The organism is Winogradskyella sp. PG-2 (assembly GCF_000828715.1).
GTDB lineage: Bacteria > Bacteroidota > Bacteroidia > Flavobacteriales > Flavobacteriaceae > Winogradskyella.
In genome coordinates, this window is the sequence record NZ_AP014583.1 from 756,026 (window position 1) to 769,464 (window position 13,439).

Annotated in this window: 8 protein-coding genes and 1 pseudogene; 4 read left to right on the forward strand and 5 right to left on the reverse strand. The window is 31.8% G+C overall.

Annotated features, from left to right (window positions below; genetic code table 11):
* Positions 1 to 2: 2 nt before the first annotated feature.
* The 5 genes and pseudogenes from WPG_RS03490 to rsgA all read right to left on the reverse strand — a co-directional run bounded on the left by WPG_RS03490 (position 3) and on the right by rsgA (position 6,016).
* A complete protein-coding gene (locus tag WPG_RS03490; RefSeq protein WP_045469418.1) occupies positions 3 to 2,021 on the reverse strand; it encodes a DUF3857 domain-containing protein in 2,019 nt (672 codons plus the stop codon).
* 45 nt (positions 2,022 to 2,066) lie between these two features.
* A complete protein-coding gene (locus WPG_RS03495; RefSeq protein WP_045469420.1) occupies positions 2,067 to 3,971 on the reverse strand; it encodes a DUF3857 domain-containing protein in 1,905 nt (634 codons plus the stop codon).
* Between the two features lie 97 nt (positions 3,972 to 4,068).
* Positions 4,069 to 4,617 (reverse strand): annotated as a pseudogene (locus tag WPG_RS03500) (metal-dependent hydrolase).
* Positions 4,617 to 5,069, reverse strand: a complete 453-nt coding sequence (gene dtd, locus WPG_RS03505) for a D-aminoacyl-tRNA deacylase (RefSeq protein WP_045469422.1) — start codon at positions 5,067 to 5,069, stop codon at positions 4,617 to 4,619. The pseudogene WPG_RS03500 and the gene dtd overlap by 1 nt, the downstream one beginning before the upstream one ends.
* Positions 5,066 to 6,016, reverse strand: a complete 951-nt coding sequence (rsgA, locus tag WPG_RS03510; protein ID WP_045469424.1) for a ribosome small subunit-dependent GTPase A — start codon at positions 6,014 to 6,016, stop codon at positions 5,066 to 5,068. The genes dtd and rsgA overlap by 4 nt, the downstream gene beginning before the upstream one ends.
* Before the next feature lie 175 nt (positions 6,017 to 6,191).
* On the opposite strand from rsgA, the gene WPG_RS03515 reads away from it, so the two are divergent.
* The 4 genes from WPG_RS03515 to WPG_RS03530 all read left to right on the forward strand — a co-directional run bounded on the left by WPG_RS03515 (position 6,192) and on the right by WPG_RS03530 (position 13,439).
* A complete protein-coding gene (locus tag WPG_RS03515) occupies positions 6,192 to 6,593 on the forward strand; it encodes a hypothetical protein (RefSeq protein ID WP_045475126.1) in 402 nt (133 codons plus the stop codon).
* 278 nt (positions 6,594 to 6,871) lie between these two features.
* Positions 6,872 to 9,211 carry a TolC family protein gene (locus WPG_RS03520; protein ID WP_045469427.1) on the forward strand — a complete coding sequence of 780 codons (2,340 nt, stop codon included), beginning with the start codon at positions 6,872 to 6,874 and terminating at the stop codon, positions 9,209 to 9,211.
* 19 nt (positions 9,212 to 9,230) lie between these two features.
* Positions 9,231 to 10,319, forward strand: coding sequence for an efflux RND transporter periplasmic adaptor subunit (locus WPG_RS03525; RefSeq protein ID WP_045475128.1), 1,089 nt, complete (start codon positions 9,231 to 9,233; stop codon positions 10,317 to 10,319).
* 6 nt (positions 10,320 to 10,325) lie between these two features.
* Positions 10,326 to 13,439 carry an efflux RND transporter permease subunit gene (locus WPG_RS03530; RefSeq protein WP_045469429.1) on the forward strand — a complete coding sequence of 1,038 codons (3,114 nt, stop codon included), beginning with the start codon at positions 10,326 to 10,328 and terminating at the stop codon, positions 13,437 to 13,439.

Genomic DNA, 13,439 nt, shown 5'->3' on the forward strand with positions numbered 1-13,439 from the left:
AACTAGGCTTTAGTTAAAACTATTTGTTCTGCTTGTTTTTCTACAACTTTGCTAAAAAAAGACTTAAAATCCTGATAATCTAATGATTGTACTATAGGATTATTAATTTCTAATTTCATACTTAATTGTAAATACTTACCGCTTTCTTTAAATATATACTCAAATTTTACAGCACCATCTTTAAATGCTAGAGCTTCACTTTTTGGTAAAGACTCAACCTTATAACCTTCTGGCATGAGGATATTAACTAAAAATTTATCTTGGTATGGCAAGACAAAATCAATAGGATATATGCGCTCTTCTAATTTAAAAGGATTCTCTTTGGTTGCCAAAAATAATAATGGTGAAAAATAAAGTTTATCTCCCACTTCGTCTATACCATCAGACAATTCATAATCATAAGTTATTTTAACAGGTTTACTTATATCCTTATCGTTTTCAAAACTTAATTCGCTAATTTCTATATCTCCTTTATTGGCTTCTATAGATTTAATATGGTCATCTTTACTTAGGTTAGTATATCTATTTCTATATGACATTGCCAAATACGACGTGTAGCTTTTCCTCACTTTACCATTTGCTGAGAAATCATCATTAACAGTCACATTCAACATTGTAGATTCGGTAGATTTTTTATTCGGTTTTATATTTATCCATCTCGACCTGCCTCCTTCTAAAATAACACGTCCTTGCCAATTTAAAACACGCTCTGGCAATACATTATTACCACTAAATCTTTCTGTAGCATCAATTAATAAATAACTATTACCGCTTTGAACTACACAAATCACATAATTAAAACCTTCTCTCGTTGGGAATAATGGAACACCATTGTTTCTAGTACTTATTAATACAGGATTTGCATTTACACCCAAAGATCTCAGCATTGAAGTCACCAATAGATTTAGGTCCGCAACATTACCTTCACCATCTTTATAAGCAGATCGAATTCCTTTTTGAGCATATTTTCCATAATTACCATTCCATTTAACTTTTGACTTCACTAAACTTTCAACTAAAAATGCTTTCTGAAAATCATTATCAATGCCTTGAGTTATGGTACTTAGATCATCTTTATAAAAACTAAATTTTTCAATTTGACCTCCAAAGCTATTACTCTCATATATGTTTTTAGCAACTCTATCCCAACTTGAAGCAAATGATTTTTCTACAACACCATCCAAATTTAATCTCGCCTCTAATTCTAAACTTAATTTTGCTTTGTAGTTATTAATATTTCCTGAGTAAGATTCTGCCTTTAATGAAGGAATGTTTTCTTCTGAAAGCATCACTACATTATCGAAATATCTTGTTTCACTACTCTTACGAGAAACGCCTGAACCTACATAACTACCATTTTCAACTTTTCTGCTGGTACTTAAAATTTTATCTTTTCTGGTTGTTGTATAATTTACATTATAGAAAGCCTTCGGATTCAAGCGAACATTGTATCTATAGAATTGAGGAGTAGCTACACTAACATCTATTTTTTTGACAGGAATAGCATACTGTACATTAATATCATCTAACTGAACAAAGGGAGATGATATTGTATATTTATATTCTATTACAGATCCAACCTTTACGTTTCGCAGTGTAAATGAAGTTGCCTCGTAAATCTCAGATGCTTCTTCCTTAAAAATTCCGTCACTTTTTAATTTTTCCTTCTTAATCTTACCACCTTCTAAATTATATGTCGTTCCTTTTAATCCTTTTATATTTTCATTATTTCCTCCACTCCCTTTGTAGAGATATACCTTTTTATTGGCCCAATCAAAACCTTCCTTATTATATATTTTTATACGCATTTCAACCTCTTTTTGCTGCGTAAACCCGTTATTTTGATTAAAAGTGAATATAATATTTTCGCTTCTATATAGAATTGCAGCGCTTGCACTAGAATCTGTTGGGTAATATTTTTCTTGCAATTCGCTTTTTGAGACTTTACCAAAATCATAGTTTTGACCATTGATTTGATTTAGAGAAAAAACGAATGTATAAATGAGTAATAAATTTTTCATGTGATAAGATGGTATTAATAGCTAATTTAATGTTGAGTAATGATTTTAAGCTTTAATTAAAACGACTTTAGTTTTGTCGTTTTTAACGATTTGTTTTCTAAAATCTCTGAAGGCTTTATAATCTTCTTTTTCGTAATTACCTTTATTTAAAATATAGGTTCTAGCATATTTAATTTTGTTACCCTCTAAAGCTTCTAGTTTAAAGTTATAGGTACCAAATTTTGTATTCAATTCTTTGCCTTCAGTCATGGCTTCAATTTTTAACCCCTCCGGAATTTGTATCACAAATTCGTCTACATCTTTAAAGGCACGATCAATTTTAAACTCAAGTCTTCGCTCAGAATATCGTGGAGGAATATTTGTTACCTTATTAAACATATTAGGCTGAAATATGAGTCTCACACCACTTTTTGAGGCATAATTTGTTGAAGATAATTTTATATCCTCTTTATAAATTATATTCTTCTTGTCATTCTCAATTACTATATCATTAATAGTTAAACCATTGATATTATCCCAATAATCTTTATAATGTAATTGTTGATCTCTTTCTGTTTCTGTTTCAATACCTTCATGAATATTATACTGAAATCCTGTAGTAGTTATATTAACTTCTGCAGTAAAACTACCTGTATCATCTAAATTAATTCTTGCTACTGTTTTTTGAATACTATCATCAGCTTCATACACTTTAGTATGCACAATTTCACCTCCTTCAGGCTTAACCAATAAAACATCTCTATCATCAGTAAAACCTGCTGTAAAACCAAAAGGATTGGTTTGGCTCGTACATTCTAAAAATATATTTTCATCTTCATTGGGCACACAGAGAATCACATGATTACCTTCTATTTGAGAAAACTCATCATCAATATTTCTAATACTATTACCACCATAAACAACGGTGTAATATGATGGTACATCCACAGCTTCTAATAGAGCTTTAGTATAATTAGTTAAGCCTTTACAGTCTGCATAACCTAACTTATCTACATCATTAGCTAACATAGGTTTCCATCCACCTATACCAACTTGTATACTTATATAGCGTGTTTTGTCTTGCATGTATTTATATATCATTTTTGCACGCTCTATTTTATCGGTAACTCCAGCGGTTAGGTTTTGAACTTCAGTAATTCGTTGTTCCGGAATTTGATCTGTGCCAGTTAATAAACGGTCGTACATCCATTTACCAAAGTCATTCCAATCATTATTTACACCTTCTACACCAATCATACTAAATGATTTCAAAGCCACTTTGTAATTAGGAAGTATACTTTTTAAGTTGGGAGTATAAGCTTCATATTTTACCCCTTTTATATTATTTGCTTTAAAATGGTGCTCAGCAACCTCTTCTATATTATAATTATTAAAATTCTCCTTTTTTACTTTTAAATCAACACCAGCTGTATTGACAATTTTGTATTCAGCATGTTGTACACTCAGATAAAAATCATCTATAGGTTGCCAATTTGGAAAAAACGCAGTGCTTTTATATTTAACTTCTGAAGTATACTCTACAGTATAAGGATATTTAACAGGAATATATTTTAGGTATTTAACACGGTCATCTTCATAGATTGATATTTGACTCACAGCACTCGCATCCACAAAATCCCGTTCTTTTATCTTTTTAATTTCTTCACCAGAGGCATCGTAAATACGAGCTTCTATGTCTTTTATTTCCCTATGAGAATCATACCCTTCACCTGCATTAATATGTCTATTACCATATTTATTAAACACAGTAGTAATGCGCTTTTTAGTCACCTTTATCTCTTCTACACTAATAATCTCAACTATTTTTTGCTCATACCTAACGACAGCATTTACTTTAGTTTTCAATTCATCTGGTACCAATAAAGCACTGTAGGCATCTTCTGTTTGTGAAAAGCTGTAAAATGAAATAAATAATAAAAAGAGGGATAGAATAGATTTTATTCTAGGCATAGATTGATGTAATTGAGTTAGGTTATACAATATAAAAAGTAAATCCTTTACAACAAACGATTTATATCATATATTTCCTACGTTTATCAATTATTCGTTAATCTGCTCTTTTTTTAGATTTCTGATAATAATTGCGTGATTCTCTCGCTATAAACATAACAGCCAAAACTATAAAACATGGTATACCAATATATTTTAGCTCGCTCAATAGAACGTTAACTCCCCATTCTGAAAAAAAACGCTCAACACCAATAGGAGATACTTTTATTTCTCTAAACGGAAAAAAATATCTCGAATTTTCAAACGGTATAAAAAAACCAACTCCTTTTCCTCCAGATGTCATTGCGTCTAAAGCGCCATGAGATAATGTAGAGAGAAACAAAACAATTGAAAATATAAGTTTTCTAGATTTTCCAAATAAAAATTAGAGTAAAACACTCTATAGCAACGCAAATAATAAAGAATGTGTAAAGCCTCTGTGACCAAAAGGATGTGAATATGAAATTCCGAAATTAAAAGTTAAAACATCTAAATCTGGTAAAATTGAAGAACAAATGGCTAAAAACAAAAGCAATTTACTCGATTTAGAATCTATAAGTTTTGATGTGGTAAAAGCGACTAATCCATGACCAAAGAGTGATGCCATTAGATTTTGTCTTTAGAGTCTATGATTATTGTCACTGGTCCGTCATTCACTAAATGGACTTTCATGTCTGCCCCAAATTCTCCTGTTTGAATAGGTTTCCCTGATTCAGTTTTAAGTGTTTTTACAAAAGCTTCATAAAGCGGAATTGCAACATCTGGTTTAGCGGCTTTAATATAACTTGGACGATTCCCTTTTTTTGTACTTGCATGAAGTGTAAACTGACTTACTACAATTATATTTCCTTCAGCATCTAACAATGAGGTATTCATCACATTATTTGTATCTGGGAAGATACGTAGATTCAAAATCTTGTTACAAAGCCAATTGATATCATCTTGACTATCTTCACTAACAATTCCTAGAAGAATTAATAGCCCCTTTTTAATTGATGCAACTTCAGAGTTATTAATTATAACTGAAGCTTCTGAAACTCTTTGTATCACTACTTTCATTCGTTATCCCAATTATCAGTTCTATAATGTTCATTTTCTCCTTCTAGTATCTGAAGATAACTTCTGTATCTAGAATATGAAACCTCATCATTATCTAGCGCAGCTTTTACAGCACATTTAGGCTCTTTTAAATGCAAGCAATTATTGAATTTACAATCTTGTTTTAAAGCAAAAAATTCAGGAAAATAATCACCAACTTCTTCGCGTTCCATATCCACAACTCCAAAGCCTTTTATACCTGGAGTATCTATAATTTTAGCATCAAAACTTAAATCGAACATCTCTGCAAAAGTTGTTGTATGCTGACCTTGCATATGTTGCTCAGAAATAGCCTTAGTTTTTAAATCTAATAAAGGTTCAATAGCATTTACTAAAGTAGATTTACCAACACCTGAATGACCTGCAAACATACTGACTTTATCAATCATCAAATCTTTTACCTTTTCAATGTTTTCAGATGTTTTAGCAGAAATTTCTATACACTCATATCCAATTTGCCTATAAACACTTGCCAAATATTTCACCTCAAGCAAGGTCTCTTCTTCATAAGTATCAATCTTATTGAATAATAAAACAGTTTTTACAGAATAGGCTTCTGCTGTTACTAAAAAACGATCAATAAAACTGGTAAATGTCGTTGGATTATCAATAGTTACTAATAGAAATACTTGATCTATATTAGAAGCAATAATGTGTGTTTGCTTAGAGAGATTAACAGACTTTCTTACGATATAGTTTTTACGTTCTTCAATACGATTAATAACTCCTGTTTGGGTATTGTTTTTTGTTTCAAGCTCAAACTCTACTATATCTCCTACCGCAATAGGATTAGTGCTTTTAATACCCTCTAACCTAAAACGCCCTTTAATTCTACATTCATAGAATTTACCGTTTATAGTTTTTACAGTGTACCAACTACCTGTAGATTTATATACTGTTCCTGTCATTCATATTAATTAGACAATAGCAAAGGAAACAATTTTATAATAAAAATCATTATTTTAGAGTCCTAATACTAAAACACTTATCATGAAAAAAAATTCCTTATTTATCGCAGCGATTGCTGTTGGCCTTGTTTCTTTTTCTTTTATCAATAAAGAAAATACTAATGAAGAAAAATCAATGGCTCAGGTTGAGTACAAAGTTGTAACTGTAATTGAATCTGTTGTACCTAATGGACTTGGTAGATCTCGTATGATTTCTGCAAATGAAGTTAAAGATTACCAAGAGTATACAACGACAAGATCTGGTGATAAGGATAAAGATGAAAAAAACAAATCTAAAAGAGGAGACATCCGTATTAAAGATTATGAAGAAACTAAATTATTAAACTTCTATAATTTAGGTGGTATTCGTTTCCAAAATATTGCGGCAAATGATGCTATAATGACGTCAAAGATTAATGCAATGATTGCTGAAGGTTGGGAAATCGCTTTTATAAATACTGGTGTTGAAAGTGTAGGAGGAAAAGGAGATAACAAAGGTATTTTTATTACTAGATATACTTTTAAAAGAAGTTTATAACTTGTTAATTCTAACTAAGGAAAAGGTTTGCAAATTAGCAAGCCTTTTCCTTATTCTTATCTTTCTTCAATACTATAACGCACCAAATCTAAAAACTTTAATTCATCTACACGATATAAAAACAGATCTTATTGTTTAAGTTATTTATTAAAAAACGAATTAAAAAACGAATTAAATAACTTAAAACATTAAACAAAATTGAAATAGCACTTAAATTATTGGTTCATAAACAAATATGAACTACTTTTATTATTTATACCAACTTAAACACCTAACCAATGCGTCATTTCCCCAGTATTTTTATTGCTTTATGCATTACTGCGTTTTCTTTTGGCCAAACAAAAACATACAAAATAGGTTATCTACTGGATAAAAATTCTACTGAAATAGAAGGGCTTTTAAAAGAATTGTCTAATGAAATATCTGCTGTTGTAGGTGAAGATGCAATTATAGAATTTCCTCAAAATAATATGTTGGTTAACAACTTTGATACAACTATAGCATTAAACAACTACAATACTCTTGTACAAAACGACACCAATATCATTATTGCATTTGGAATAGTTAATAATGCCGTTATTTCTAAGATTGGCACTTATGAAAAACCAACTATCGTTTTTGGCGCATTGAGCGAAGAGTTACTGAAAGATCAGACCTTAGTTTCAAATATAAAAAACTACACATCGATTGTAACATCTCAATCTTATACTGAAGATATAAAGCTCTTGCAAAAGTTGTCTAATCCTAAAAAAATTGGAGTGATAGTAGAAAAAGCTTTCACTGACAATTTACCAATCGCTAAAACATTTGATGATATTGGCAGAGCATTAGATCTTGAAATGCGACTTATTACTTTTGAGAATTATTCTGATATAATAGCAAGCTTAGAGGATATTGATGCAGTATATCTAGCAGGTGGCTTTTACTTATCTGATAGTGAAATGCAGCAATTGGCAAATGTATTGATAGAAAAAAAATTACCATCATTTACGTCTAATCCCGTTAAAGACGTAATGAATGGTATTCTTGCAACCAATCATGACCAATCTGAATTAAACCAATTTTTTAGAAGAATAGCTTTAACAGTAGAGTCTGTTGTAAATGGTGATGATTTATCAACATTAAGCACAAAGTTAGAATCAAAAAGCACCTTAACAGTTAACTATAATACTGCTGAAAAAATTGGTTTACCCCTCAAGTACAGTTTAATTGCATCAACCAGCTTTGTAGGTAACCCCAAAGAAATTGTAGCTGATAAGACTTATACATTAGTAAGCGTAATGCAAGAAGTAATTGCCAAAAACTTGGAGTTGCAGACCATTGAAAAAGACATTAGTCTTACACAAAAAGATTTACAACTCGCTAAGAGTGACTACTTACCAGATATTTCTGCCGGTGCGACCGGAACATATGTAGATCCAGAGTTAGCAGAAGTTAGTAATGGTCAGAATCCTGAAGTTTCAACTTCTGGCAATGTAACATTACAGCAAACCATATTCTCTGAAGCTGCAAATGCTAACATAAGTATACAGAAGTCATTGAGAGATGCACAGCAAGAAAAGTATAATAGTGAAGTTCTAAACACTGTTTTTAATACAGCTACAGCTTATTTTACGGCTTTAATCCTAAAAGCAAATTTATCTATTCAGAATCAAAATTTAGAATTAACAAAGTATAACTTAAAAATTGCTACAGAAAATTACGAAGCTGGGCAGGCTGGGAAATCTGATGTTTTAAGATTTAAATCTGAAATGGCGCAGAATACGCAACAAATGGTTGAGGCGATTAATCAATTGGAGCAAGGTTATTATACATTAAATCAATTATTAAATAATCCAATAGATACAAAAATTGATGTTGAGGAAGCTGAATTGCAAAAAGGAATATTCAGTAATTATAATTACGAACAATTAGGACAATTTTTAGACGACCCAACGCTTAGAATCCCTTTTGTAAAGTTCTTAGTACAAGAAGCTATTGCTAATGCTCCAGAGTTAAAGGCTTTAGATTATAATCTAAAAGCTACTGAGCGAAGCGAACGGTTGTTTGGAGCTGGACGTTTTTTACCAACATTGGCATTACAAGGTCAGTATAATTACGAATTTTCACGATCTGGAGCTGGAGCTAATTTCCCACAAACGTTTCCTGCATTACCAGATGGCTATTACACCGTTGGTCTAAATGTATCTATACCTATTTTTAATCAGAATAAGCAAAATATAAACAAACAGATAGCTTCAATTCAAAAGGAACAAATTGAAATTTCCAAGGATAATGTTACTCTTAATATCGAAAAGAATATCAATGATGCTGTCCTAGAATTAATTAATCAAGTTTCAAATATTCAGTTATCAAAAGTATTTGAAGAAACAGCAAAAGAAGCCTTAGATTTAACGCAAACATCTTATGCCAATGGCGCTGTAAATATTGTTCAGTTATTAGATGCTCAAAATAATTATTTACAAGCTCAGCTTGCAAGTGCAAATGCAACATACAATTATTTACAAGGATCCATGCAACTAGAACGCTCTTTAGGTTTGTTTTTCTTATTACAAGATGAAAGTGAACGCCAAGCCTTTATTCAACGCTTTTTAGAATTTACTCAAAATAACGATTAACACAAAACACAATATGATAATGCTATCTAATCGAATCTTTAAAATAAGTAGTTTACTTATAGTACTCCTTTTAATGAGTTGTGGAGAAAAAGAAGTTAAAGAAGAAGTTATTTTACGACCTGTAAAATATGGTGAAGTCACCTATTTGGGTGGAGAAAAAGCTCGTCAATTTAGTGGTACTGCCAAGACAGAAAAAATTGTTAATCTCAGTTTTAGAAGTAATGGGATTATTACTAAACTAGACATGAAGTTAGGTCAAAAAGTTAAAAAAGGTCAGCTATTAGGAACACTCGATAACGTTAGTGCTAGATTAAATTATGAGTCTTCTATTTCATCCAAAAACAGCTCGGAATCTCAAATGAATACTGCCAAACTATCATTAAACCGAGTGCGAACTTTATACGAAAAAGGTAGTGCTTCGTTAAGTGACTATGAAGCTGCAAAAAACTCATACAGAACAGCAGTCGCGAGTTTTGAATCTTCAAAACGTAGTGTTGCGATTCAACAAGATCAGATTCGATTTGGTTATTTATATGCTCCTGAAGATGGAGTTATTGCTTCTGTCGCTGCTGAAGTAGATGAAAACGTTACGCCAGGTCAAGTGGTTGGTGTTTTGAATGCGGGAACAGCAATTGAAATTGGTTTAGGCTTGCCAGAATCTGTTATTAATACCGTAAAGAAAGACATGAAAGTAAAAGTGACCTTTACTGCTATTGAAGGTGAAACATTCAGTGCTATAATTACTGAGGTTGCTCCAGCTCTAGATACTAACACATCTACATACCCAATTACAGTTATGGTAACGGATTCTGACGAACGCATTAAAAGTGGCATGGCTGCTAATGTGCTTTTTGAATTTGTTGATGAAGACCTAGGAAAAGATATGCTCGTTGTTCCAGCCAGTGCTGTAGGTGAAGATGGAGATGGACGATTTGTCTTCTTAATAGAAGGTGAAAAAGATAAAGCAACTGTAAAGCGGCAAACAGTTACAATAGGTGAGCTTACTCCTGAAGGTTTTGAGATTAAAACAGGCCTAAATGCTGGTCAAAAAATTGCAACAGCTGGCTTACAGACATTATTAGATGGACAAGACGTAAAACTAAACTAAGCTTAGATGAACTTAACAGCATTTTCCATCAATAGAAACCGAATTACATTTACAGTTCTTACCACAATTTTAATTATGGGTATGGTATTCTATCAATCGTTATCTCGAGATAGTATGCCTCCTTATACGGTTAGAGTTGCTACGGTAGTTTCGTCCTTCCCTGGTTCAAGTCCTGAGCGTGTAGAACAATTAGTAACTGATAAAGTTGAAAAAATAGTACAAGAATTACCTGAATTAAAAAAGGTAACAAGTACATCTAGGTCAGGTCTTTCAGTAGTAACAGTAGAATTAAAAGACCAGGTAAAACCTGAAGATTTACAATCAGTTTGGGACAGACTAAGACGTAAGCTCTCTCAATTACAAGGTTTACCCTCTGGAGTTAATCCAAATCTTAATGATGATGGTTTAGGTGAAGTTTTTGGCATTGCTGTAGGTTTAGTAATTGATGGCTATTCCTATGCTGAGGCTAAAGACTATGTGGATGATATAAAAGATGATCTTATAAAATTAGACTTAGCAGCAAAAGTTGAAGTTGGTGGAGTACAAGATGAACGCATATTTATAGAATTTGACAATACAAGATTAAAAGAATATGGCTTATCTGCTTCTAAATTACAAAGTATTATAGGATCAACTAATATTCTAAGTTCTGGTGGACAAGTTAATTTAGGTAACGAACGTATTATACTAGAACCCACTGGTAATTTTAATTCAATTGAAGATATTAAGCAAACGTTGATTCCTGTGGGAGATGGTACTCAATTAGTATATTTAGGTGACATTACCACTGTAAAACAAGATTATATAGATCCTCCTAAACAATTAGTCACTGTAAATGGTCAAGAAGCTATTTCAATGCATGTCAGTCTCAAAGAAGGGGCAAATGTAATTCAACTTGGATCTGATCTCGACCTTGTAATAAAGGAATGGAAAAATAAGCTTCCTGTTGGCCTTGAGCTAAAACGTTTGTCCTCTTTGGATACTTATATTGATAATAAGATTAGTGATTTTATTGTCAACTTAATTCAGTCTATATCTATTGTATTAATTGTAATGTTAGTTTTCTTAGGTGTAAGAACTGGAGGTATCATTGCAAGTTTAATACCAATGGTAACTATAATGACCTTAATGCTTATGGGAATTATAGATATGGGATTAAATCAGGTAACTCTTGCGGCTCTTATTATGGCATTAGGTATGATGGTAGATAATGCCATTGTTGTTGCGGAAACTATTTTGGTAAAGATGGAGAATGGTGTAGAAGCTAAAAAAGCTGCTATTGATGCTTGTAGAGAACTATTTACACCACTGCTCATTTCTACCTTAACAACATCTGCTGCATTCTTGGCTTTTTATATGGCAGAATCTACAATGGGAGATATTGTAGGCCCAATATTCGTAGTAATTTCATTAGCATTATTATCATCTTGGATTTTGGCATTAACCGTAATCACCTTATTATGTTTTATGTTCCTTAAAGTGACACCAAAAGCTGAGAAAAAGGAATCTTTTATTGATAAAATCATCAATAAACTTAAACTCTATTATAAAAATTTAATACTCATAGCTCTCTCATATAAGCGCTTTGTACTGTTTGGAATTATTGCTGCATTCTTTTTGTCACTTTTAGGTTTTGGAAAAATCCCATTTGTATTCTTTCCAGATAGTGATCGTAACATGGTAACTATAGACATTAATTTACCCCAAGGTTCACGCATTGAAGCAACACAAGAAGTCATAAAAGATATTGAAGCGTTCATTGTATCTGATTTATTAGTAAATGATACTAGAGCTAATGGTATTTCAGATTGGTCTGCTTACATTGGCGAAGGCCCTTCTTCTTATGATCTAGGTTATTCTACTGATGAGCCAGATGCAAGTTATGCTCATATCTTAATTAATACCTCAGACTTTATTTACAATAATGAAATTGTAGAAAAATTAGACAGCTATTGTTTTAATAATTTTCCTAATGCTGACATTAAAGTCGGACTCTTAGCTTCTGGTGGTGGTGGTACACCGATCGAGATTAAAATTTCAGGAGATAATCCAGATATTTTAGCAAAACTTTCAGAACAGACTAAACAAAAACTAAAAACGGTTTCTGGTACTAAAAATATTAAAGATGATTGGGGACCAAAAACAAAAAAGTTTGCTGTTAATATTGATCAGAACAAAGCACAAATGGCTGGTGTTACTAGTGCTGATATAGCTACATCACTTCAAACTGTTTTAGATGGTTTTCAAACTGGTGAATATCGTGAAAACGACAAGTCAATTCCTATCTTAATGCGCAGTAATGAAAGTCAACAACAAACCTTAGCATCTATAGAAACATTGAATATTTACGCACAGAATTCTGGCAAAAGTGTTCCCTTACTCCAAGTGGCCAGTATTGAGCCAAAGTGGCAATATGCTAAAATAAAGCGACTAGATATTGATAGAACAATTAATGTAGGTTCAGAATTAAATGCCAATGGAAATGCTTCTGCAATAATGAAAATAATTACTCCTTATATGGAAGAAGTTTCTAAAGACTGGCCTGAGGGTTATACCTATAAGTTTGGTGGTGATGCTGAAAATACAGCAGAGAATATGGGTGCAGTTATAAGTTATTTACCACTTTCTGGTTTTATAATACTTCTCCTTTTAATTATTCAGTTTAATTCAGTTAGAAAAACAATAATGGTAGCCTCTACTATACCATTAGGAATTATTGGCGTTGTAATTGGCTTATTAATATTTCAAGAACCTTTTGGTTTTATGCCTTTCTTAGGTGTTATTTCCTTAGCAGGAATAGTTATTAATAATGCAATCGTTTTAATAGACAGAATTCAAATAGAAGAAAGTGAAATAAAACGACCTATTGAAGATGCCATTATTGCTGCGTGTTTGCAACGATTTAGACCTATACTTCTAGCGACCTTCACAACAGTTTTAGGCTTAATTCCATTATATTTAAGTGGAGGAGAAATGTGGGAAGGTATGGCAGTAAGTATTATGATTGGTTTACTCTTCGGAACAGTAATCACATTGCTTTTTATTCCTTCATTCTACAGTATTTTATTTAAAGTAAACTACAAGGGCTATAAATTTGATGAATCTATAATGGACGATTAG

What these genes read in the sequence shown, in the direction of transcription:
- WPG_RS03515 (WP_045475126.1), top strand. Translation starts at nt 6,192, where the DNA reads ATGGCTCAGGTTGAGTACAAAGTTGTAACTGTAATTGAATCTGTTGTA.
- dtd (WP_045469422.1), bottom strand. Translation starts at nt 5,069, where the DNA reads ATGAAAGTAGTGATACAAAGAGTTTCAGAAGCTTCAGTTATAATTAAT.
- WPG_RS03520 (WP_045469427.1), top strand. Translation starts at nt 6,872, where the DNA reads ATGCGTCATTTCCCCAGTATTTTTATTGCTTTATGCATTACTGCGTTT.
- rsgA (WP_045469424.1), bottom strand. Translation starts at nt 6,016, where the DNA reads ATGACAGGAACAGTATATAAATCTACAGGTAGTTGGTACACTGTAAAA.
- WPG_RS03525 (WP_045475128.1), top strand. Translation starts at nt 9,231, where the DNA reads ATGCTATCTAATCGAATCTTTAAAATAAGTAGTTTACTTATAGTACTC.
- WPG_RS03495 (WP_045469420.1), bottom strand. Translation starts at nt 3,971, where the DNA reads ATGCCTAGAATAAAATCTATTCTATCCCTCTTTTTATTATTTATTTCA.
- WPG_RS03490 (WP_045469418.1), bottom strand. Translation starts at nt 2,021, where the DNA reads ATGAAAAATTTATTACTCATTTATACATTCGTTTTTTCTCTAAATCAA.
- WPG_RS03530 (WP_045469429.1), top strand. Translation starts at nt 10,326, where the DNA reads ATGAACTTAACAGCATTTTCCATCAATAGAAACCGAATTACATTTACA.